The following is a 24590-nucleotide window of genomic DNA, read 5'->3' as shown; positions in this document are numbered from 1 at the left end:
ATAGTTTCGTTGAATCACATGCTTTTGGTTTCATTAGGGAATGATATGAAGTTTAGGATTTTGTCTTTAGCATTGCTGACCACCATCGCTGGTTGCAGTGATAACAAGCCAACCCCCTCGGAGGTCAACATCGATACACCAACTGCCACAGAAGTTGATGCGGCCGCGGCAGGCTTTCAGCTGGTTTATCCGGAAACGCGTAAAGACGGCACGGTCGATACCTATTTTGAAACCCTAGTGGGTGACCCTTACCGTTGGTTGGAAGATGACCGGAGCGATGAAACGGCGGCTTGGGTTGCTGCGCAAAATGCTGTGACCTTTGGTTACCTTGAGCAGATCCCTTACCGGGAACAGATTGAACAGGTGCTTGAAAAGCAGATCGATTATGAAAAAGTGAGCGCCCCGTTTATTGAGGGGGATTTCAGCTATTTCTATAAGAATGATGGTCTGCAAAATCAGGATGTTTTGTATCGTCAGCCACTGGTCAATGGTAAGCCAGAAGGTGACGCATCGGTCTTTTTAGACCCAAACAAGTTCAGTGCCGATGGCACAACTTCCCTATCTGGGATCAGTTTTTCCAAAACGGGACAACTGGCGGCGTACCAGATCTCTGAAGGTGGCAGTGATTGGCGTAAGATCATCATCATCGACGTGAAGACGTTGGCGCAGAAAGGTGAGCCGCTGGTGGATGTTAAGTTCAGTGGCATCAGTTGGCGGGGTGATGAAGGTTTCTATTACTCTAGCTATGACAAGCCTGAAGGCAGTGAACTGTCAGCAAAGACAGATCAGCACAAAGTATATTTCCACACGCTGGGGACGCCACAGTCAGCTGATGCGCTGATCTTTGGTGGTACGCCGGAACAAAAGCACCGTTACGTGTTCGCTGAAGTGAGTGAAGATGGGCGTTACTTAAGTATTGGCGCTGCGGTTTCAACCTCCGGTAATAAACTATATATCAAAGATCTCTCTAAGCCAGAGAGTCAGCTCGTCACCGTGCTGGATCATACCGATTCTGATACTGAGCTATTGAGCTCCGACGGTGAGCGTTTGTTGTTGGTGACCAACCTTGATGCACCAAACAAGCGGGTGGTTGAAGTGAGTTTTACCGATCCCGCGCCGGCAAATTGGAAAGATCTGATCCCGCAAACTGATAACGTGCTGGATGTCGTCACGGCAGGGGGCAGCCTGTTTGCCAGCTATATGGTTGATGCGATATCGCAAGTGAAGCAATTTGATATGCAGGGTAAGCTGCTGCGTGAAATAGCATTGCCTGGCCCGGGCACAGCCAGCGGTTTTGGCGGCAAAGCCAAGCAGGAAAAGGTGTATTACACCTTCACCAACTACAAAACTCCAGGCACCATTTTTAGTCTGGATGTCGCGACGGGCAGCAGTGATGTCTATCGCAAATCCAATTCGCCGTTTGATCCTGAGCTGTATGAATCAGAACAGGTATTCTACGAATCCAAAGACGGCACTAAGATCCCGATGATTATCACCTATAAAAAGGGCACACCAAGGAACGGCAAAACACCGACTATTCTGTATGGCTATGGTGGTTTTAACATCAGCCTAACGCCTTATTTCAGCTCGGTGAATGCAACCTGGTTAGAGCTTGGCGGCGTTTATGCGGTAGCGAACCTTCGTGGCGGTGGAGAGTATGGTAAAGCCTGGCACGATGCAGGCACCAAAATGCAGAAGCAAAATGTGTTTGATGACTTTATTGCCGCGGCTGAATACCTGATTGCGGAGCAATATACATCGAGTGATTACCTGGCTATTCGTGGTGGCTCAAACGGTGGTCTGCTGGTGGGCGCGGTCATGACACAGCGTCCAGAGCTGTTTAAGGTCGCGCTGCCTGCGGTAGGCGTATTGGATATGCTGCGTTATCACACCTTTACCGCCGGCGCTGGTTGGGCGTATGACTACGGTACATCAGAAGACAGCAAAGAGATGTTTGATTATCTGCTTGGCTATTCGCCGGTACATAATGTGACAGCTGGCGTTAGTCACCCTGCGACACTGGTGACAACCGGTGATCATGATGACCGAGTCGTGCCGGCACACTCGTTTAAGTTTGCGGCGCAGTTGCAGGAGAAACAGGCCGGACCTAACCCTGTTTTGATCCGCATAGAAACCAAAGCGGGTCATGGTGCAGGCACGCCAACCAGTAAAATCATAGAACAGTACGCCGATATATTTGGTTTTACTCTGTACAACATGGATGTGAAATCGCTATAGCGATCTATTGATACCTTCAATGGCATATAAAAAACCCGGCTGATGCCGGGTTTTTTTTGCGAAGCTAGGTGTTTAGCACCAAGCTCTTAGAACTTAGTTGGTGCCGGTGGCGCTTGGAGTGCGGCGGCACGCTTTTCCGGTAGTTGTTTTAATAGCTCTTCTACTGCGCGTTCTACTGAGGGATCTTTACCCATAAAGATCAGCTCAGGTCGGTCGATCACTTCGATGTCTGGCGATACACCCTCATTTTCTACCGCCCAATTGCCATCGGTATCCATAAAGCGGAAAGTTGATGCGATCACCATGCCGCCATCCACCAGACTTGGGTTACCCGAAATACCAATCAAGCCACCCCAGGTGCGCGTGCCGATCAGTGACCCCAGTTTTAGTTTGCGGAAGTAGTAGGGTAGGGCATCACCACCAGAACTGGAGTAGCCGTTAATTAACATCGCTTTCGGGCCAACATGGCTGTAGTAGGGGGTTGCATTGGGCTCGGCACCACGGCGCTTCCAATAGTTAAGCGGTTCGCGCGCGAGCATGGCGATCATATGCTCAGGGATAAAGCCGCCGCCGTTGTATCGGTCATCAATGATCAGGGCCTCTTTATTCACCTGCGGTAAGAATTGCTTGAACAGCTCGCGGTTGCCGGCAAACAGCGTGTTAGGCAGGTGCACATAACCAACACGGCCACCAGACAACTTATCCACATAAGCGGCGCGGCTTGCTACCCAGTCTAGATAGCGCAGGTTGGTTTCGCTCTTGATCGGTTTAACCAACAGATCACGACTGTCTTTGCCATTGGCTGCGGTTGATACGCTGAGGGTGATCGGTTTATTGGCACTGTTTTGTAGTAGCTCGTAGATATTGCTAACAGAATTACTTGGGATGCCATTCACCGCGGTAATGAAATTACCTTCACTGATGTTTACACCAGGCTCGGTTAACGGCGAACGGAACGCATCGTGCCAGTTTTCACCCTTAAAGATTTTACTGATGATAAAGTTGCCTGACGGGTGGCTCTTTATATCAGCGCCCAATAAGCCACCTTCTACACGGTCAACCTTGGGCTGCTCACCACTTTGCACATAAATATGGCCGGCATTCATTTCGCCAGCAATTTCACTGAGGACGTAGTCAAGATCTGTGCGGTGTCCGGCATGGTCGACCAATGGGCGGTATTTGTCATAGATCGCCTGCCAGTCCTGACCGTGCATGTTGGGATCATAGAACCAGTCCCGCAGCGTACGCCAACCATCGTCATACATCTGTACCCATTCAATCGCCGGGTCGATACGCATCTGCATGTTGGCCGTATCTAGTTTGCTTTTAGTGGGTTGCTGCTGCTCTTTGGTATCAATGATGGAGAAATCACCGTTGACCTTAACCAGCAACTTTTCACCGCCAGCGGCCAAGCGATAGGCGCTCACATTGTCGGCTACGTTTTTGCTCTTGGCATCAAGCGCGACAGCCATCATCTGCAACGTGTAAGGGGGTTCGATACCCGCAAGCACAAATAGATCATTCTCGTTGGCCGTCAAATGGGTGTAGTTACCTGCTTTCGCAGCCAATGGCTGAGCCAGCATCTCCATTTTTTCAGCCGTGAGCGTGATCGGTTTATTGGCTGACCCCTTCTCTTTTTCTTGTTCGTCGTCACTCTTAGCTACTGAGACTTCATCGCTGATTAAGGCACCCGGCATGGTGACATCGTCGTGCAGTGGCGCAGCGTATACGCGGGTGGCTTTGTTATAGAGGTAGTTAAACTCGTGATCGCCAAAGGTCAGGTTGTAATCGCGATTGGAGAGAAAGTAGAGGTAGCGTCCTTGTGGATCGAACGTTGGTTCAAAGTCGGCGGTCCGGCCATTACTTAAGGTTGTACGCTGATTATTTTTACTGTCGTAAAGCCAGATCTGCGGTAAGCCGTTTTCAGCGATTTTGACATAGGTCAGATAACGGCCATCGGCAGAAAATTGATAATAGGTAATATCGTCAAAGCGTCCTCTGTCGACCTCAACCTTTTTGCCTTTCAAAGAGGTGAGCCAGAGGGTTTGGTTTTTATCTGCCCAAGCCAGTTTGTCTGAGCTACCCGCCCATACCGGAGCAAATTTCCAGATGCTGCTGTTTTTGGTGAGTTGCTGTGGCGCTTGCTTACCATCTTGCTGCTGGATGTAGAGCTCATATTCGCCGGTGGCATCACTTAGATAAGCGACATATCTGCCATCGGGTGACCAACTGGTGCTTTGCTCTCGTGCGGCTGGCGTATTTGACAGGTTGCGTGTTGGGCCGTTTTTCTCCGGCACAGTGAATAGTTCTCCACGTGCCGCAAACAGCGCACGTTTGCCATCATGGGACAGGTCGAACGATTCAACAAATTTGGCGACATTGCGAAATTTTGCTTGCCGATAGGGGCGTTCACCCGCCACCTTGATGTTTAGCAAGGTACTGTTTTTATCGCCAGGTTGATAGCGATAAAGCAAGCCGCCACTTTCATAGACGATCGCTTCTGGACCGGCACTGGGCCACAGCACATCGAAGTCATTGTGGTCAGTGACTTTGATCGGGTCACCATCAACCTGATACTGGAACAGATTGAGGGTATATTCGCGGTCAGACGCAAAGTAGATGTTGTCGCCAACCCATACCGGCTGATTGTCGGTACCGTCGTAGTGGGTGAGTTGTTGACTCTGGTTGGTGGCTAAATCATAGGTCCAGACATCTTGGGCGCGACCACCTTTATAACGCTTCCAGGTACGCCATTCTCGGTCAATCGGCGTATAAACTAAGGTTTTGCCATCAGGTGAGAGCATACCGCCACCCCCTTCAGGTACAGCTAGGGGGATCGGCATCCCCCCGTTGACGGGTACCAACATCGGGCGCCCCATACGTTTACCCCAGGGCAGTCGGTTGGCGCGGAAAAGCACATGCTTACCATCCGGCGTCCAATCCAATACGCGATAGTCAAAACCACCGCGGGGTGCCATCGGCCCTACATCGTTGTAATAAGTGAGTTGTTTTAGATCACTGCCGTCGGTGTTCATCACCCAGACTTGGCGACTACCGCTGTACTCGGCAGAAAAAGCGATCTGCGATCCGTCAGGAGAGAACTTGGGAAACAGCTCCAAGCCTTTATCGGAAGTTAGTCTTGTGGCTGTTCCGCCGGCAGTGGCGGCGATATAGATATCCCCCCCATAGACAAAGCTAACTTTGTCTTTATGAATATCGGCAAAACGAAGTAGATGGGTGTTTTCTGCGGCTGAACTGTCGGCGAACGCTGCGCCGGATCCCATGCATGCGGTCAGCAGCAAAGGCGATAACCAATGTTTTTTCATGTACAAGTCCCTGTGGAGATGAAGTTTTTTATTGCAGCTGATTTTTTACCTGTGTATGACCACTGGCATCAGTCTGTAGTGAACGATCATTAACAAACAAAGGGTAGAGTATGGCTGAGATACAATATTTTCCTAGGGAACATCTGTTACCGATTGTTAACTAAGGATATTAACCCTAAATGTTATCTCGCTACGTTTGTTGCCATTGCTCAGCGTGCGCTATTGCATCGTTTAGCAGAGGCCATGCTAACAACGCTTGTTGGTAGCGGCCTGCGTCGCCATCGAAATGGATCCCGTATGCGTTCAGTCGATAAGCCATGACGCTATAGAACGCATCGATTGCGCCAGGGGTGTCAAACATGAAAGGTGTTGCTGCGTTAGTGAAGATGTCATGGAGTCTGGCCAGCTCTGCTGCGATTGCAGCGGTATCTGTGATGGGTGCCACTGGGCGAGTAGAAAAAGGGCAGTTTTGCCGGATATTCAAAAACCCTGAATGAAGTTCTGCGATTAAGCTGCGTGCTTTTGCTCGGTCAGCTTGTACCTCTGGATAGAGCGCGCCATCAGTTAACTCATTTAAGTATTCAGTGATAGCGAGAGAATCATTGATTTCGATATCGCCGTCATAAAGCACGGGCACAAGCATGGTGCTTGATAGCTTAGCGAGCTGTGATTGGTAACCTTGTTGCTGCAATGGCACGACCACCAGGTCAACTTTGATAGCTGCGATTTGGCAGCATATCCATACACGAAGTGACCAAGTGGAAGCTGTGCCGACGATTAGCTTCATTGTGGTTGAACTGTGCTCTGTGGGGATGATGCTTTGATGCTAAAGCAAGTCGGCGCGAATACAAGCGCAGTTAGCAACAGGTGATCTTACTGTGTTTTGGGGGCATTTATGGAAACGATGTTAGTGCGTGCCAAACAGCTTGGCTGCTTCTTCGACCACAATGCTATGACGCATAGCCAACGCCGTTTGATCTTTGTCGTAGCCGCCGCCAATCACGGTGGCCACAGGCAGTTGCTGTTGCACGCAGGTGGCGATCACCGATCGGTCTCTGGCTCTGATCCCTTCGAGACTAATGTTAATTAATCCCAAAGGATCGTTAGCATAAACATCAACGCCGGCATCGTAGATCACCAGATCGGGTTGCGATAGTTCAATGGCTTGTAACAGTGTTTGTTTGACGATGCTTAGGTAGGCTAAATCGCCGAGCCCTTTTTCTAATCCGACATCCAGATCACTGATGGCTTTGCGGTGGGGAAAGTTCTTTTCACAGTGGATCGAACAGCTGAATACTTCTGGATCGTCCTCAAGTATTCGTGCCGTACCATCACCTTGGTGAACGTCACAATCAAAGATAAGTATTCGTTTCGTCTTGCCGGAATGAATTAGTTGGCGGGCAGCGTAGGCGAGGTCATTAAAGATACAGAAGCCGGAGCCAAAGTCGTAATGGGCGTGATGGGTGCCGCCAGCGAGATGGCAGGCGACGCCATATTCCAGTGCCAGTTCGGCAGTCAGCAGAGTGCCATTAGGTGCCAGGAAGGTGCGCTGGCGTAGGCCTTCACTCCAGGGGAGTCCCATGCGGCGTAACTCTTGGTCACTCAACGCATCTATGCTGAAGCGCTGAATATAGTGATAGCAGTGTGCCACGCTCAATTCTGCCGCGGAGCATGGTGTCGGCTGAAATAGATTATGTTGTTCTAGGATCCCTAACTCGCGCATACGTTGTTGCAGCAAGCCAAACTTATCCATGGGAAATCGGTGTCCGGCGGGAAATGGAAAACTGTAATCAGGATGAGCAACAATCGGCAGATGCATGGTTGGCAGTTTGGCTTGGTTCGTACATTGTATTCGTGGCAGTGATGATACCGGATCACATTGATTGGTACAGACTGTAATCTAAGGTAACCTCGGTAACTCATTTCCGTTTTTTTCCCGCTTTTTATTCTTTTCGGAGTCTTTTCCTATATGCGACACCGCCATGCCCCAACCGATCCTAATGCGAAAATAAACTGGGCTGTGATCAAAATGCTATGGCCCTATATGCTGGAATTCAAGCGTCGGGTGGGCTTGGCCGTGCTGTGCTTGATGCTGGCAAAAGTGGCCAGTGTTGTCTTGCCGTTTGTGCTCAAACATTTGGTCGATGCGATGGATCGTTCGGCTCAGCCTTTAGTCGAGACCCTAGCATTGCCACTGGGCTTAGTATTGGCCTATGGTCTGGTGCGTTTCTCCAATGTGCTGTTTGGAGAATTCCGAGACACCTTGTTTGGGCGTGTCACCGAACGCGTTATTCGCCGTATTGGTTTGCGGGTGTTTGAGCATCTGCATCGCCTGGATTTGGATTTTCACCTCAATCGCCGCACGGGTGGGCTGTCTCGCGACATAGAGCGCGGTACTTCTGGCATCAACTTTTTGCTGCGCTTTATGGTATTCAATATCGTCCCTATCGTGCTGGAACTATTGATGGTCGTGGGGGTGCTGTTTTACAACTATGGCTGGCCTTTTGCCGTGATCACCCTGTTGTCGGTGACCGCCTATGTCGCTTATTCCGTCGTAGCGACAGAGTGGCGTACCCGTTATGTGCGTGAGGCCAATGCCGCAGACTCCACCACAAACACCAGAGCGGTCGATAGCCTGCTGAATTACGAAACGGTGAAATATTTTGGTAACGAGCAGTTTGAAGCTGATCGTTATGACAGCTCGTTAGCCGCGTGGGAGCAGGCTAAACGCAAAAACCGACTTTCCCTGTTTACCCTTAATGTCGGGCAGGCGCTGATTATCGCCATCGCTATGACCAGCATGATGGGGCTGGCCGCCTGGCAAGTCACGCAACAAGCGATGACCCTAGGTGACTTTGTTCTGATCAATGCGTTTATGATGCAGCTCTTTATGCCGCTCAATTTTTTGGGTTTTGTTTACCGCGAGATGAAAGGTTCGTTGGCTAATATCGATGAGATGTTTGGTTTGCTGACTAAGCAACCCAAAGTGGTTGAAGTAGAACAAGCTGCCACCCTGAATATTATCGATGGCGCGGTGAGCTTCAATGATGTCAGCTTTCACTATCATCCCGATCGTCCCATTCTGAAAGGGATCAGCTTTAGTGTCGCCCCGGGGCAGAAAGTCGCAGTGGTAGGGGAGAGCGGCGCGGGTAAATCGACGCTAATGAAATTGTTGTTTCGCTTTTATGATGCCAATAGCGGCGAGATCTGTATCGATGAACAACCGATTGCTAAGGTGTCGTTAGCGTCATTACGGGCGGCGATAGGGATCGTGCCGCAAGATACCGTGCTATTTAATGATTCGATTCTGGAAAATATTCGTTATGGTCGCCCTGACGCCAGTGATGAAGAGGTGGCTGAGGCGATCAAACTGGCGCACCTATCCACTTTTATTGCACAACTGCCGCAAGGCTGGGATACCACCGTTGGTGAGCGAGGCTTAAAACTCAGTGGGGGTGAAAAGCAGCGGGTAGCAATTGCCCGCACCATACTAAAAAGGCCACCGATACTGGTGTTTGATGAAGCGACCTCTTCCCTTGATAGCCAGTCCGAGCAAGCGATATTGTCAGCCATGGCGAATGTCACTAAAGGCCATACCAGCTTAGTGATCGCCCATCGCCTATCTACCATTCAGGACGCAGACAAAATCATTGTGCTGCAGCAGGGCGAAGTGGCTGAGCAGGGCACTCATCAACAACTGCTAGCGGCTAACGGTATTTATAGCCGCATGTGGCAGATACAACAGCAGGAAGAGTGAATCACACAGAGAGCACTTGCTGGCCTTGTATCGTGCCGTTGTCAGTGAGTCTTTTCTATTTCACATTTATCTACCAACTGTGTTGAGCGTATGGCGTGAATTCACGACAATAGTTCGATTACAAATGGAATTCATTATTGTGCCCGATCGGTTTTTCTTGCGGGCAGTATAGGAGCCGGAAAGGATGCGGATCACAGCGTTAGTGAGTTATGTCATGTTTGCTTTGGCCTTTATTGGCGCGGTGAAAGGACATTTGTGGATGTGTGGGGTGTGCCTCCTGCTTGTTTTAGCTGCGCGGTGGGGCGAGTCCGTGTTTTGGGGTTGGCTCGGTAATTGCCTTACGGTGGCTGCCTCAGCTTATCTTTACCATATAGATAATCACCTGCTCGTTATGGGCCTACTGCTTGTTGGCGTTGCATTGTCATCATTACGAGAGGTGCTGTATTCCTCTTCCATTTTTGAAATATGTGGCAGTACCGATTCAAGCAGTGACTCAGGAGGAGGCTCAGGCTCTGACTGCGGAGGTGGTGACTGAGCTCTGCTATTTGTTTTATTTCAAACGCTATGTTCTGCCCCTTTTAAGGGGCAGATTCGTTTTATCTGAATGCATGTGACATTAAAGGAAACGCTTGATGTTTTGGAATAAAAAGAAAAAAGCCGTCTTGCTTGATGAACCTAGAGCCCATCATTACACCCTGGCGCATATTGCCTTTCGTTACTTTTGTGATTCAGATCCTGAGCAGTTCTTTCGCGTGATGGCGTCTGACTCGCAAGCTGTTGTCGATATGCTGTGGGAGAAAGTATGCCAGCAGTGTGAAGGGGAGGCTTCGGTAGATCTTGATATCGCAGAGCTGGCTGTTACGCCCCTGAAAATTGGGGACTACCCGACGCTACTGATTGAGATGCCTGCAGCACGGGCGATCGTTGAAGCCATGATGATTCTGGTGGTATTGACGGAACCGCTTGCGTCGTTAGAACAGGTGGAAAAACCAAGTTATCGCTATTTTGTCTTGGAGCTAGGAGAGCCTACTGACGAGAAAGAAATGACAGTATTTTGTGAGTGGGCAGACGACAATCACCTTAACCGCGGAGAGGGATGCGAACCTACGCCAAATGCCTTTATTCAGCTTGTTGCTAGTGTGGTTGAGTAACGGTTGAGAGGCCACAATCCGTTACCCCAACCTGACTCCCAGTAACCATTGCGATAGCGTTCAGCGAGCAGGTATTGGTGCCGCCGATTAAATCTAAAATTAGGTGTTAGCAGGCGGATCAAAGTCACACCGGTTGCCAGCATTCTATTCTAGTATTTAAAGACATTGACCGAGTCATGGAGGCGCATCGATGCATGCTAGATCTAAGGGTGTAACACGCTGGTTGCCAGGACTAGCGAGTTTGAAAGGGTATCAGCGGCAATGGCTTAGTCGTGATATGACCGCGGGGCTTTCGGTCGCCGCAATTGCTTTGCCGGTCGGTATTGCCTATGCCAGCTTGGCTGGCGTTCCCCCGGTTGTGGGTATCTATTCCGCGATATTTCCTCTGTTAGCCTATGCCCTGTTTGGGTCCTCTCGCCAGTTGATGACTGGCCCTGATGCCGCTACCTGCATCATGGTCGCCGCCAGCTTGGCACCGCTGGCGAACGGTAACAGCGATCAGTATCTGGCGATGATGGTGGTATTGACATTAATGACGGGTGTGATGTTTGTGGTGGCGGGCATTGGCCGCATGGGCTTCATTGCGAACTTCCTGTCGCAACCCGTACTGACTGGCTATCTCAACGGTATCGCCTTGATTATTATTGTCGGTCAACTGCCTAAATTTTTTGGTTACCAGAGCGCTGGCGGTGGGATTGGGGAGCAGCTCCCTGAGTTTTTTATCCAAGTGACAAATGCCGATCCGGTAACAACCATCTTGGCTGTTAGTTTATTGATTTTATTACTCATGGTGCGCCGATTTGTTCCTTTGGTACCCAGCGCCATGGTGGTGGTTGTTGTCGGTATTGTTGCCGTGATGGGGCTGCAACTGGGGCAGCGGGGCGTTGCTGTGCTCGGAGAGATCCCAGGGGGGTTGCCTTCGGCACATTGGGCGATATTTGATATTGAGATCTACAGGGATCTGTTTCGGGACGCGGCAGGGCTTGTATTGATCAGTTTTACTAGCGGGGTGTTAACGGCAAAGAGCTTTGCTAGCCGCAATCGCTATCAGATCGCCCCTAATCAAGAGTTAATTGCTTTTGGTGCCTGTAACTTGGCAAGCGGTTTGGCACAGGGCTTCCCTGTGACCGGGGCCGACTCTCGGACTGCAGTGAATAATGCGATGGGCGGGAAGACGCAGCTAGTCGGTATTGTAGCGGCGATCGCTATGCTGTTGATCCTGTTCTTTGCTACTGGCCCGTTAGCGTCTGTACCGATAGCGGGGTTGGCGGCCGTCATCATGGTGTCTGCCGTGGGGTTGTTTGATTTCGACTCGTTGCGGGTGCTGTACCAGATGAGTAGTAAAGAGTTTGCCGTTTCGGTGATCACCACGCTGGGGGTGTTGATACTTGGTGTGCTTGACGGTGTCTTGCTGGCCGTTGTGTTGTCGTTACTTTGGTTGTTGTCGGTTGGAGCAAAGCCGAAGGATTCGGTGCTGGGACAGAAAGAGGGCGTTAAGGGCTATCACGATATTAATGATTTTCCGGGGGCGGTGACGTGTCCCGGTGTACTGCTTTACCGTTTCGATTCAAATCTACTGTTTTTTAATATCGACTATTTCTGCGAGCGGGTTCGCTACTTGATAGCGAAAGCCAAACAGCCGGTGCATTGGGTGGTGGTGGATGCCAGCCCGGTGAATATCATTGATGGCACAGCGCTGCTGAAATATCGAGAGTTTCGCGAGCAGCTAGCGAGCGAAGGTATTGTATTGGCTCATGCTCAGGCTAAACGCAACTTGCGCAGACACTTTCACTCTAACTGGTTTGTTGAGGCGAAGAAAAAATACAGTGATTACGAGTTCGACACTATTCAGCAGGCGGTGGCAGCATTTCAGGCACAACAGGAAGCGCATTCAGTCAATGACAACACTGGTTGAGGCTTTGTCGCTGCACTTATGAAGGATATCCGAGGTGAGTGCAGTCACTCTGCATGTTGTGCCTTGCGCGGTTTGAATTAGCTCCCACTATGATCAGGTGCATTTGCGTAATGCTTGCTGCTATCTCATATTGAATTAGGTGATTAGCAAATAAAACCAGTTTGCTGGTTGATGAATGCGTAGGCCTATTACTCTTTGATCTTATTAAGCTACATCATTACTGCTGGGGCCATGGGGTTTGCAGCGTTAAATGCGCTACTGATGGCTATCTACGGTGAGCGTAGGCAACTGTACCTTGTCTGTGCTGTGCTCTGTTTTCTGGCTGCCTGTTTTCAAGTATCTACCTATTTTTATCATTCAGCAGATTCTGTGGCGGATGCTGTTTTAGCACTGAAACTGCAAGTTGCTGCCATCACTTTACTGTATCCCACTTTTTATCTGTTTATCGAGTATTACACCAAACGCCCTCTCTCTTTGGTTGTGCTGACGGCTATCTCTTTGCTTTCTTTGCTGATCTTCGCTTTAAACCTGCTCGAGCCTTTTGGTGTGCGCTTTAGCCAGGTTCATGGCCTTATTGAATCGGTAGTTGCAAGTGAGTCATTGGTGCGCTTGCACGCTGAGCAATCCCCATACGGGATAGTGGTTCATGCTTTTGGCGTGTTGTTTTTAGCATGGGCATTGAGGCGGTTTGTTGATCTGTTGCATGCAGGCGCATGGCGAAAAAGCTGGCTATTTGGTGTTGGCATACTGCTGCTATTTATCGGCGCTGCTGTTGGCGCGTTGATAGATAGTGGCGTGATAGATTTTGTTTATGTTGTTGGCTTTGGCATGTTAATCATCATCGTGATGATCAGCATTAACTTGGCGCATGAGGCCCGTCAACAGCGCACTACGATGAAACAACAGGCCGATGTACTGCAGCAGACACAAGTGGAGAGCGCACGCCATCAGGCTTCACGTCTACAACTGGCGCAAGTGGTTTATCAGTCCCCTGTGCCCATTGTCATCACTTCATTGGATGGTGAGGTGATTAAACAGAATGCCACCAGCCAAACATTCTGGCGAGAGGAACAGCTTGGCATCAATATGATTGCGCAGCTAAGCGCGCTTTATCCAGAGACGGATCTATCCAGTGAGAATATATCTGCGCAGGGTGCTATTTGGTTGCCCGATGTGCCCAGCAACCAGTTTCCTGCTGCAATGGCGTTGACGAAGGAGAACGAATGTTGGCTTAAGTTCAGGCTGTTTGTGATTAACTCTCCGGCTGGAAGCCCTCAGAACATTGCCATCATTTGTGAGGATGCGTCTGAACGCCATCTATATACGGACAGCTTGCGGCAGATAGCTGAAGGGGTGGCCAGCGGCACTGGCAATGATTTTTACGACAAGATGGTGGTGCAGTTAACCAAGTTATTTGATGCCAAATATGCGTTTATTGGGTTACTGGACGAGCAGTATTCGCAAGTGTCGACATTAGCACTGTCGGTTGACGGTAAGATCAGTAACAACTTTTCTTATGAGCTGGTTGGTACTCCCTGTGCGAATGTAGTGGGCAACGATATTTGCTGTTACCCGAACAACGTTCAGCACCTGTTTCCGGATGATCACCTTTTGATTGAAATGGGGATCGAAAGCTACATTGGTGCGCCAATGTTTGATGAAGAGGGTAAACCTTTAGGCTTAGTCGTTATTCTCGACACCAAGCCCCTGCGGCATACAGATACCGTACAGAATATTTTGGAGATTTTTGCTGCGCGTGCGGGAGCTGAATTACAACGTCGTGCAGCCGAAAGCCAGATGCGACGCATGGCCTACGAAGATTACCTCACGTTATTGCCAAACCGCGCGCTGACCTATGAGCGGGTGGGTGTATTAATTAAGCGGCTGCGCCGAAGCGGGAAGCTTGCTTCACTCTATCTGCTCGATATGGATCATTTTAAGAACATCAATGATGTATTAGGGCATGACGTTGGTGATGAAGTACTTCGCGCCTTAGCTAAGCAGCTGCGCGTTACTTTTGCTGATAATCTATTTATCTCCCGTGTTGGCGGGGATGAATTTGTACTGGTTGATGAGTACAACAGTGAGCCCGTTTATGTAGAGCAACTGGCCGAGCTAGTGAATCAGCCATTACAAGTCGGCGATCACCTGATCGATATTGGTGCCAGCATTGGTGTGTGTGCCTTTCCTCAGTTAGAGCAGACACCATTGGATGTGCTGCGTCACGCGGAGCTGGCGCTATACCAAGCAAAGAAAGCGGGGCGCAACAGGCATGTTGTTTATCAAGTTGAGCTGGAAAATGAGGCGAAGAATCGACTGGTGATCCAGAATGCATTGAAGAAAGCACTGCATGCTGATCAATTGAGTTTGTATTACCAGCCACAACTGACCGCCGACGGCCAGATGTTTGGTGCCGAGGCACTGTTGCGTTGGCATGATCCTGAGCTTGGTTTTGTTTCTCCAGCAGAGTTTATCCCTATCGCCGAAGAGTCGGGTTTGATCCACGCGTTAGGTGATTGGGTGTTGCAAGAGGCGTTAGCGCAACTGAAAGGTTGGTTGGCCAAAGGGTTGCCGTTTGCTGGTCACCTTTCTATCAATGTTTCGCCCTGGCAGTTTGCCTTGCCCAATTTTGTTGAACACCTTGAATCAATGATCCGGATCGGTGACGTAGATCCGGCAATGATCACTTTGGAGCTCACCGAGACAGGGATCCTTGTTGATGTTGAGGACACCATTAAAAAATTCAAACGACTGCGCTCATTAGGGATCCAGATAGCCATGGATGACTTTGGCACCGGATACTCCTCGTTGGCCTATTTACGTGATCTGCCCATTGATATTTTGAAGATAGATAAAGCGTTTATTGATGAGTTGCAGAGCAGCGACAGCTCACCGCTAACGGAATCGATGATCGCTATCGGCCGGAATATGGATTTACATGTGGTGGCCGAAGGCGTGGAGTATGACCGACAGGCGATCCGCTTGAAGAAACTTGGTTGCACTATTTATCAGGGCTATCTGTTTGCCAAACCGATGTCGGTGTATGACTTTGAGCAGTGGCTAGCTGCTCGCCGCTAATGTGTTGCACAGCCACTACTTTTCTTGCGTCTTCTCTAGCAGACTGCGTATCACCCGAGCGGGTGCGCCGCCAACCAAAGTGTCGGCAGGAACATCGTGATTAATCACTGAATTAGCAGCAATAATTGAACGTGCGCCTATGGTGACGCCTTGGTTGATCACTACATTACCGCCGATCCAAACATCGTCTTCCACCGTGATCGGTTTGCAAAAGGTTTCCCAGCGGCGACGGCTCTCATAATCCATAGAGTGTGACGCGGTATAAAACTGCACATTGGGGCCCACCAAGACGTGATTGCCTAACGTGATGGTCGCACCATCAAGCATCAATACGTTCATATTGAGAAAGGTGCGTTCGCCCAAACGGATCTGCTGGCCAAACTCGCAGCGAAACGGGGGAGTGATAATTGAGCCTTGGCCTAGCTCGCCCAGCAGCTGCCGAAATAGCTTTTTAGATTTGTTAAATATGCCGTGATGATTGATCTGTTTGAGCAGGGTAAAGGCGTTATCTCGTACTCGCGCCACTTCGGCATCGCCGCCATTAAACAGCTCGCCGTTAAGCATCTTTTCGTATTCGGTCATTACTTGCTCCTGGTAGATCTGCACCAAGAATAATGAGCTTTTATAAACTATTTTACTAGCTGCGTTGCCTGCATAGGCAATAGCGCCTACTACTCGTTGTTTGTCTCTAAGCCCATCGCTGAGGCACCAGTGTGAAGCTGTGATCTGGCTTGTAATAAGGATAGATGGGGCTGACAACCTGTTTGTTGTTTAGGGGGCTCTGGATCAATATCTTTAAACGCCAGGCTGACACTGGCGTTGCTATTTTCTATTCTCGGCATCTGCTAGTCGTAGCCCACTGGGGAGGCTGTCTCCCCAGATCTGTTGCTGGTCACCGGCTTGATCTGCGTCGTCGGACAACCAGCGTAACCAGCCCTCGTTGCGGCGGCCGCGCCGCAGTTTATCGCTCACTTGGCGGCGTAAGTCGTCATTCACTGCAAATGCGCTGTCGGTAGGCTGAGCCATAGTAACCGCTGGAAAGCAGAGTTGTGGGTGTTGTTTCCAATCCAGAGTGAGTAGGGTTTGCAACCATTCACTGACAACGTCTGCAGTGATCCGAAATTCTGGCGTGGCATAGGCAAGTCGGCGGGCGCCGATTCTGGCCAACGCCCAGGAGGAAGCTGCTAATTCATCCTGCTTTTGCAATTTATCCAATAGCAGATTGCCCACTTCCGTTTTGACTTCCACCGGGATCCGCTCTAGCGCGCCGATTAAGCGAATCCGCTCTTCGATACCTGCTTGTTGGCGTGGCTTATTACCTGCGCTGCGGGCATATCCCGGCACCAATACCATGCCGATATCATCAAGTAATGTGGCTTGCTGTTCGTCATTTAGACCGGCAACAACGCGACGCCAAAGCACCCACCATTCGCGCCAGCCTTGATTTTCTTGTTGATACTGCAAGCCGCTAGTATATAGCTGCCACAGCTGTGAGATCCGCTGATTGTCATTGGGCATACCGCTGCCGGGGCGCAGGCAATAGCCACTAAGATTAAACCAGATCCGTTCATGTTTTAGGCTACGGCGGCGCTTACCGGCAGTTTCCAGTAATTGATCGGCCAAATGCCTAGCGGTATCGGCACTCCAGTTGTCGCGTTTTCCCAGCTGTTTCTCCAGCTGATTGCGTAGCTCAGAGACATTGAGTACAGCTTTGCTGCTACCGAATACTTGATGAATAAGCTTGAATGCGGCCGCTGGTGTGCTTTGACAAGCTGGGGCTATGTCTGCCTGTTCATGGGCGCGGAGGTTAAAACTGATCGGCCACTGTTGCGTGGGTTCATCAATCGCCTGACAAGCGACAGCCAGCTGTCCTAGCTCGGTCAGTCGGGTGCTAAGTCTGACGTTCACCATGCCGCTACCCGCTAGCTCAGTGGTGAGTTTGGGTAGGTGGTGCAGTTGGTGGCTGTCAGCAATGCGTTGGCCGAGTTGATAGCGTGTGGCACCGTGGTCACTGGCGATCTCAAATTGCACCGGCTCACCGCACGTGAGGGTGAAATCCGGTGTGCTAAGAGTCTGGCTATGATCTGTTGCGCTACCTTTGGGCAGAATACAAAAAGCCTGTTTACCACTTTGGCTGTCGACAATGGCGAAGTAACTGCGGGCGCTGTCGCTCCGGATCAGTTGCTGTTTTTGTTGTCTTAACCAGCCGTAGTAAGCCGCGCCGCGGGCAACTGCCAGGTCCGGTGCGGGATTCTCCAGCAGAGTAATTGGCCGTTCTGACCACTGTTGTAGCTGTGCGATTAAACGCTGGCGTAGCTGTGGGCTATGAAACGGGCTGCCATTGAGCAGCAGGGTGTCTGGCGTGATCCCGGTCTGTTTGATGTGCGGCGCAAGAAAAGCTGCCAGGTGGCGGGTGATCGCTGCGTCAGCAGGATAGGGCAATCCTGTTTGTACTAAAGCACCTTTACGTTGCTGTGGGTAAGCAGTACTGTCGACTAGGGGAAAGAAGCCATCCAGTGCCAGCTGCTCCACCTCTTTAGCGGTTAAACGGGTTTGCTGGGTGCCGCCAATCAAGGCACTGCCGCTGCCTAACAGGTTGATCTTGAATTCGTCTGGCGGATCTGTGGCCAGCAGAGTTTCTTTTGCTTGCCGACTTTGCTGACTCAGTTGCTGTAGCTGTTTAAAATCGGGACGAGCAGCTTTATCACTAGTGTTAAGCTTGCGCTGCGCCTGTACTGCAAGCGCCAAGTCAATGTTGTCGCCGCCGAGCATCAGGTGCTCGCCAACGGCCACACGCTCCAACTGCGGACGCTTTTGCTCTGCAGATGGCTTGATATTGATTAGCGTAAAGTCACTGGTGCCTCCGCCAATGTCACACACTAACATTTGTTCACGATCTGCGAGTGTATCGCTGTCTGCTTCGCGCAATAGCCAATCATAGGTGGCTGCAATCGGCTCTTCTAACAGTACCGGTTGATTTAGGCCTGCTAGTGCTGCCGCTTCTTGTGTCAGGGCGCGGGCGTGATCATCGAAAGACGCTGGGACGGTTATTTGTAACTGCTGTTGTGCCATCGGTGCGTCGGCAAACTGATGATCCCAGGCACAACGTAGATAATCGAGGTAACTCGCAGTGGCCTGCAGCGGTGAGACCGTAGCGACATTGGCCTCGGCGCGCCATGGCAATGCTGTCTCGGCTGTCTGCTGGCAAAGCCAGCTTTTCGCGCTTTGCACCAAGCGACCGGGCATCGCACTGCCCAACTGTTGTGCCCAGTGCCCAAGTAAGGCATTTGGCAACTGTTGCTGTAGCTGGCTGCTGGGCCAGGGTAGCTGTTGCTGTGCAGCGGACACTTCGGCACCAGGATGATATCGCAGCGCTGGCAAGGTAAGGGCTGTGCCCCATAGGCCTTTATCCAGCCATTGCGGGATCGGCCATACCTGAAATGCAGAGGTCGCAGCCGATGGCTTCGCCGAACTGCCGAGCTTGGCATAGGCCAGCACGATGTTGCTGGTACCGAGATCGATACCTATCACATAGCGCGCTGCCTCGGTGTTTGATGTCGTCATGAATTAGCTGGTAGAGGGTGGTTACCCTCATAATTTAAGTTCAAGCGGATTCACCACGGGTATCAAATTCAACTTGCCAATGCTCGCTGCCATCGATCGGCATAGCGGCAAGCTCCAGCGTGCCAAGGGCATTGATACTGGCTTGCAGTAGCACAGGAACCACATCGCCGGGAGTTCTTCCTTCGGCGGGGAGTAGAGCTTCAATGGCGGGCAGTTCTTCCAGTTCCCCCTCATTCCAGAAATCAAGAATATGGCCAGGTTGGTCGTCGCGGCGCACGGTTGAGCTAAAGAAACGGAAGCGTACCGGCTGGCCGACAACCAGACCAAACTCTTGGGTCGGTAAGCTGGCTTCAGTGCCCTCTTCCATGCCAAAAGGTGCGATACAAAAGGCTTCAATCGGCGCTTCCATGCCGGGTACCGCAGGCATGGCACTCTCGATGCCGACATAATAGGCGGAAGCAATACCGCCACGAATGCGTACACCGTTGCCACTGCGAACCGAGCCGTAATAGGCTGCACCGTGGGCTACCGCTTGATCGGGATCGTTACCTGCCAGCACTTTTACTGGTGCCGCGCCATCATCAGTCAGCCATTGATTCAGCACTTCAACAATACGGTTGGTGAGTGGTGAGGCTTTGACGACACCACCATTAAACAGTACCGCAGTGGGGTGAAGAAAACGTGCCCCGGCCGGCAACTGAACATCGCTTAGTTCATCGGTGGCGTGACGTTGTTTACTTAAAAAGGCGGCCAAGTGACGAGTGACTGCAGGATCTTGCGCGTAAGGCAGGTTTAGTTTGGTCAGTGCCCCGCGCGCACGATGTACCACAGGGGTTTCTATATCTGTACGTGGGAAGAAGCCTTCGACTAATACGGCATCCACTTCGGCACGACTGAGCTCGGTGCGTAAACTGCCGCCAATCAGGCTGGAGCCGCGGCTGGGAACCACAATTGGCACTTCAGTGAGTTCAGGTTGTGAGAACAGTGTCTCTTTGGCTTGGCGACACCCATGGGAAAGCGCCAGCAGTTGCCAGGGTTGCAGTTGCGTCCCTTGTTGTGCCAGTTTTTGGCGAACGGTATGAGCCAGCGCCAGATCCATGTTGTCACCACCCAATAGCAGATGGTCACCGACGGCGATGCGATTCAATGCCAGTGCGCCATCCTCTTCAGTGACGGCGATCAGTGACAAATCCGTGGTGCCACCGCCTAAATCGATCACCAGAATGACATCACCGGTAGACACCTGATTGCGCCAGTCACCATGGCTACCTGAGATCCAGCTATAGAGCGCGGCTTGTGGCTCTTCCAGCAGTGTGGCTTGATGCAGGCCAACCTCTTGTGCCGCTAAGGCGGTCAGTTCCCGTGCTGAGGGGTCGAAGGAGGCCGGTACTGTGATCGTGAGTTGCTGCTTGGCTAAGGGGGCATCGGGGTGACGCTGATCCCAAGCGCGGGTCAGATGCTGCAGATAGTGCTTGCTGACTTCATAGGGCGACAACTTGCTAACATCTTCCGGGGCTTGCAACGGTAGCAACGCTGAGCGGCGATCTACTTCACCATGACCGAGCCAGCTTTTAGCGCTACTGACTAGGCGGGTCGGTGTCTTTGCTCCCAGTTCTCTCGCCAGTTGGCCGGCAACATAGGGAAATTCTCCCCATGGTAGCTGGCGCTGTGATGGCGGCAGTTCTGACTCGTGGGGTAGGTAGGCGAATGAGGGCAGCGCATTGCGTTCTTCAATTTGGCCGGGACCGACTAATTGGGGAATAGTAAATAGCTGCTGTGGCTGTGGTTCGCCATCGTCGCTGATGGTTGCAAAAGCCATCACACAATGGGTCGTGCCCAGGTCGATCCCTACGGTAAATTGCGCGTCACTCATAGCTCCACCTCTGCGGCTGCCAGCACGTTAAAGTCGTAGCCTTCGATGGTTTGCGGCAGATTAATCGCATTTGCTTTCCAGCCCTTGTGTAGCAAGGTGCCATGGAATGGCGCACTGCCACTGACATTACCCGTGAGGCGATAGGCTTGTGGATCAAAGCCCTCAGGCACGGTTATTGGGTTACCTTCAAGGCTGGTGGTGATTGGCGCTAAAGTGACGTGTTCGCTGATCGTTTTCTTTAAACCCTGATGGACGACGCGGGCAGCGGCACCCACCTGCTCATCGCTGAAGCTGGTCACATCTTCCTGAATAAAATCGAGCAGTCGCCCCTCTTTTTGGAGCAGAGCAAGCATCTGCAGGGCACCATCACTGTTGCTACTGGTGAGCGTGACTGCTGGCTCTACTGCTGGTGCTGTTTCGCTCTCGGCAGCCGATGAGGCGACTAAGGTGTCGGTGAAGCGGCGGCTGAAAATGACTTTGAACGCCAGCGCGATACGTGCAAAAAAGTGTGTTTGCATCTGAATTCTCTTTATCTGTGTGGGTATAAGGGCTGGTCTTGGCAAGTGACTTGGTGTGATTTGAGGCTGATATTCGCCTTCATGGCCACCGCTCGCAGCTCCGTTTACAAGATTGATTGCTGAATAATTTACCAATAAAAGTGTGATCTTGGTAGCGCTTGTCTTATCTGATTTGCGAAAAACGTCATAACTTGGATCACGCGGCGGCGCCTAGGCTTTGCGCACTGCAGATTTGTAGGTCATGCTGCTAGTAGGGTTGCAGTTTTGTTTCTGCTTGTTTAATGCAAAGTAACAAAACGCCTAAGCTTAATAGTAGGCGTCATATAGAAGTGCCAACGTGATATGAGTAAGCATGAATTACAAGGCACGGAAGCTTGGGTTGAAAAAATCAGTGAGCACGAGTTGCCCGCTTTGGCGGCTACCGTGCGAAATCTGGAGAAAATGGCGAGCAATGATACCGCCTCGCTTGCCAGTTTGGGGCAATCGGTACTCCATGACCAAGGCTTAACTTCACGTATCCTGCGGGTGGTGAATAGTGTCAGTTATGGTGTTGGGCGCAACCGTGTCACTACGGTGAGCCGTGCCGCCGTGATCTTGGGGTACAACACCCTTAAACATATCTGTATTACTGCCAAGATGATCGACAGCATGCTGCGTAACCGGGATATCAGTAAGCCGGTGCATAAACGCTTACTGCGTTTGATGGCAAAGTCATTTCACGCAGCGATGCTGGCGCGGGTATTGGTTGGCGAGCATGATGAAGATACTCAGGAAGAGGTCTATATCGCGGCGCTACTGCATGAGTTGGGAGAGATAGCATTTTGGTCAATGGGAGGCGGTGTCACTGAGCGATTAGATGAGGCTTTGACCAATGGCCGAGCACCTCGGGAAAAGATATCGCAGGAGATACTCGGAACCACCTTCGACAAGATCAGTGCTGGCTTAGCCCGTTCCTGGAATATGGGGGATATGTTGGTGCGGTCGATCGAAGATCCTAATCGCCGCACGCCAGAGATGCGTGCCATCGAACTTGCTTCAAATTACAGCCAAGCGCTGACTGACCCCAATGCCAAGATAGATGTGCAGATGTGTCTATCTGAGATGGCTGAATTGGTTGGAGTTCCCATTCCAGGTTTAAAGCGGCGGATTAAGAAATGCACCCAGGATTCGGTTGAGTTGGCGGTGTCCTATGGGGCGGAGTCGTTGACCGAATTTCTCGATCCAGAAGCTGACGTTAATCGTTTTTCGAGTGATGAAGCGCCTCACCATCTGTCTGACGAAGTGATGCAGTTGAAAATGCTTCGGGAACTGACGCAGTTATCGATGGAACGCGCGGATCTCAATTTACTGGTGAACACAGCGATAGAGGGCCTGCATCGCGGCGTTGGCATGGATAGAGTGATCGTGCTGATGGTGAACCAGAAAAAGGATAAGTTGACCCCGCGATTTGTTTCCTGTGCCAATGCCGGGCGCATTGAAACTGGTTTTGTCTTTCCGCTAACGTCGTTGGCGACGGTATTTGACGATGCATACAATCAGCAATTGCCATTTTGGGTGGACAAGCCTGAGAGTGAACAATGGCGGCAGAAGGTTACGCCAGCGCTACGGGGTTTGTGTGAAGACTCAGCATTCTTCGTTGCGCCATTGGCCGTGAATGGTAAGTGTTTGGGGGTGGTGTACAGTGATAGGGCTGAAACAGAGCGGCCACTGAGCAGTGACGACTTTGGTGCATTCAACCATTTTACTGGACAGCTATCATTGTGTCTGTCGTTAGCTATCCGTTAGCTTATGCTAAGCGATCGCAGCAATAAAAAAGCGCCGTGGTTGGCGCTTTTTGGTATTTGTTTGTCTGCTCATGGTGCGTCACCGCACTTCAATTAGCCGGTGAGATTTAGGCCCGTTGCGCCATATGTAGATGATGGGGATAAATCTGTGCGCTTGCTTCTGTGATTAGATCTTCGATATCAGTAGAGCGGTTAGGGAAGAAGCCTGCAATGCCGGCAGCAAAACTGAGTCGATTAACCTCTTGTTCGTCGGTGATTGCATTGATGTTCTCATGGAACTTTTCCAACACCAACTCCGCATGGGCAAGTGGGGTATTGGTCAGTAGTACAACGAATTGATTGCTGGACATGCGTGCGGTCATATCGCTAATGCGAAATGTTTTCCGCATCTGTTCTGCAAATAATTTTAACGTGTGAAGGTTCTGTTGCGTTCCCTCTGGGCCATTTAGTCCATCAAGTTCAAAGTAAACCAGTGTGGCTGGCGCTCCTTGGCGTGCGCACAGGTTGAGCATGTGTTGCGCTAGGAAGATAAATCCCAAGCGATTACCGGTTCCCGTTAGTTCATCGATCGTTGCCAGCTTTAACGCTGCCAACCGCTTTTTTTCGTCAGCGGGGATGTTTGATGTATTCAAAACGACTACCTTTCTATCCAAAGCAGCACTCCATTGATTAGCTGTTATCTGTGATAAAAATCTAAAGCAAAACCTAATCAATCAGGCGCTGCTGATTAGCTGCTGACTTTAATATTAGCAGTCGGTAGAGGTGCTGCTGATGAAGCAACCGAATTGCGAGCTGACTCCCAATGAGGAGCTTTGCGTTGGCAAAATGTGGAGTTTGTGCAGGTCGCTGGTTCAGCTATTGGATAAATAGGCGTTAGGATCGAGGTAGAAAAGCTGCTTCCAGCCTTGGGTTTGGGTGCTATAGCGCCACAAGTAGGGCAGTAAAGTCACCAGAGAGTAATGTAGATGAGGAGGCTTGCCTGCTGCATTTCCGGTATCGCCGAGCGTCCCCAGTTGTTCCTGCTTGGATATCCAGCTGGCGCTACTGACGCTGCGCGAAGCTAAGTGAGCGTAATAGTGGATCCGCCATTTGGGGCCGAGTACTACCACCACATGTCCGCCTTTTTGCCATTCGCCGGAATAAAGCACAAGGCCGCTTGTCGCTGCGATAACGGGGGTTCCTTTGCTGGCAAAAATGTCGATACCTTTGTGGACGCCTGAGCTGCCCCAGGGTTCATACCAAAATGTATCGGGATGCCAATCATTGCTTGATGCGCCCTTGACCGGGATCGTCATTTGGCTTGGAATTAACAGGCCGATTATGATGATAGCGAGCAGAACAAGCAGAGTTGCTTTGTAGATCCCTTTTTTGGTGTTTTCCATTAAC

General features: G+C 50.9%; 16 protein-coding genes. 7 read left to right on the top strand and 9 right to left on the bottom strand.

Going from position 1 to position 24590, the window contains the following annotated elements:
- Positions 1–45: 45 nt before the first annotated feature.
- The gene (locus DU002_RS12860) at positions 46–2238 is read left to right on the top strand and encodes a prolyl oligopeptidase family serine peptidase (protein ID WP_114338795.1); all 2193 of its coding nucleotides are present in this window, start codon (positions 46–48) and stop codon (positions 2236–2238) included.
- Positions 2239–2324: 86 nt separating this feature from the next.
- Here DU002_RS12860 and DU002_RS12855 read toward each other — a convergent pair whose 3' ends face one another.
- The 3 genes from DU002_RS12855 to DU002_RS12845 all read right to left on the bottom strand — a co-directional run bounded on the left by DU002_RS12855 (position 2325) and on the right by DU002_RS12845 (position 7383).
- Entirely contained in the window at positions 2325–5564 is a 3240-nt protein-coding gene (locus tag DU002_RS12855) for a S41 family peptidase (RefSeq protein WP_233496494.1), read from the bottom strand.
- A gap of 190 nt (positions 5565–5754) precedes the next feature.
- On the bottom strand, positions 5755–6351 hold the full coding sequence (locus DU002_RS12850; protein WP_114338794.1) for a glutathione S-transferase N-terminal domain-containing protein: 597 nt from the start codon (positions 6349–6351) through the stop codon (positions 5755–5757).
- 120 nt (positions 6352–6471) lie between these two features.
- On the bottom strand, positions 6472–7383 hold the full coding sequence (locus tag DU002_RS12845) for a histone deacetylase family protein (protein ID WP_114338793.1): 912 nt from the start codon (positions 7381–7383) through the stop codon (positions 6472–6474).
- Between the two features lie 150 nt (positions 7384–7533).
- Here DU002_RS12845 and DU002_RS12840 point away from each other — a divergent pair, with 150 nt between their 5' ends.
- From DU002_RS12840 to DU002_RS12820, 5 genes are all read left to right on the top strand, one after another.
- A complete protein-coding gene (locus DU002_RS12840) occupies positions 7534–9321 on the top strand; it encodes an ABCB family ABC transporter ATP-binding protein/permease (RefSeq protein WP_114338792.1) in 1788 nt (595 codons plus the stop codon).
- Positions 9322–9505: 184 nt separating this feature from the next.
- Positions 9506–9856, top strand: a complete 351-nt coding sequence (locus DU002_RS12835) for a hypothetical protein (RefSeq protein WP_114338791.1) — start codon at positions 9506–9508, stop codon at positions 9854–9856.
- A 97-nt stretch (positions 9857–9953) separates the two neighbouring features.
- On the top strand, positions 9954–10472 hold the full coding sequence (locus DU002_RS12830) for a hypothetical protein (protein ID WP_114338790.1): 519 nt from the start codon (positions 9954–9956) through the stop codon (positions 10470–10472).
- A 190-nt stretch (positions 10473–10662) separates the two neighbouring features.
- Entirely contained in the window at positions 10663–12387 is a 1725-nt protein-coding gene (locus DU002_RS12825; protein WP_114338789.1) for a SulP family inorganic anion transporter, read from the top strand.
- Positions 12388–12582: 195 nt separating this feature from the next.
- The gene (locus DU002_RS12820) at positions 12583–15465 is read left to right on the top strand and encodes an EAL domain-containing protein (protein WP_147271860.1); all 2883 of its coding nucleotides are present in this window, start codon (positions 12583–12585) and stop codon (positions 15463–15465) included.
- 15 nt (positions 15466–15480) lie between these two features.
- Here DU002_RS12820 and DU002_RS12815 read toward each other — a convergent pair whose 3' ends face one another.
- The 4 genes from DU002_RS12815 to DU002_RS12800 all read right to left on the bottom strand — a co-directional run bounded on the left by DU002_RS12815 (position 15481) and on the right by DU002_RS12800 (position 21420).
- Entirely contained in the window at positions 15481–16047 is a 567-nt protein-coding gene (locus DU002_RS12815; RefSeq protein WP_114338787.1) for a sugar O-acetyltransferase, read from the bottom strand.
- Positions 16048–16287: 240 nt separating this feature from the next.
- Positions 16288–19029: a hsp70 family protein gene (locus tag DU002_RS12810; protein ID WP_114338786.1), complete on the bottom strand. Its 2742-nt coding sequence runs from the start codon at positions 19027–19029 to the stop codon at positions 16288–16290.
- Positions 19030–19069: 40 nt separating this feature from the next.
- Positions 19070–20902 carry an Hsp70 family protein gene (locus DU002_RS12805; RefSeq protein ID WP_114338785.1) on the bottom strand — a complete coding sequence of 611 codons (1833 nt, stop codon included), beginning with the start codon at positions 20900–20902 and terminating at the stop codon, positions 19070–19072.
- A complete protein-coding gene (locus DU002_RS12800; protein WP_114338784.1) occupies positions 20899–21420 on the bottom strand; it encodes a DUF2760 domain-containing protein in 522 nt (173 codons plus the stop codon). Before DU002_RS12800 ends, DU002_RS12805 begins: the two co-directional genes overlap by 4 nt.
- A 342-nt stretch (positions 21421–21762) precedes the next feature.
- Between DU002_RS12800 and DU002_RS12795 the strand changes: the two genes are divergently transcribed.
- Positions 21763–23205, top strand: coding sequence for an HDOD domain-containing protein (locus DU002_RS12795; RefSeq protein WP_114338783.1), 1443 nt, complete (start codon positions 21763–21765; stop codon positions 23203–23205).
- A gap of 106 nt (positions 23206–23311) precedes the next feature.
- On the opposite strand, the gene DU002_RS12790 is transcribed toward DU002_RS12795, so the two are convergent.
- A complete protein-coding gene (locus DU002_RS12790) occupies positions 23312–23857 on the bottom strand; it encodes a GGDEF domain-containing protein (RefSeq protein WP_158538052.1) in 546 nt (181 codons plus the stop codon).
- 198 nt (positions 23858–24055) lie between these two features.
- A complete protein-coding gene (locus DU002_RS12785) occupies positions 24056–24586 on the bottom strand; it encodes a M23 family metallopeptidase (protein WP_114338781.1) in 531 nt (176 codons plus the stop codon).
- Positions 24587–24590: the final 4 nt, after the last annotated feature.

The organism is Corallincola holothuriorum (genome assembly GCF_003336225.1).
GTDB lineage: Bacteria > Pseudomonadota > Gammaproteobacteria > Enterobacterales > Neiellaceae > Corallincola > Corallincola holothuriorum.
This window is presented reverse-complemented; position numbering and strand designations above follow the sequence as displayed.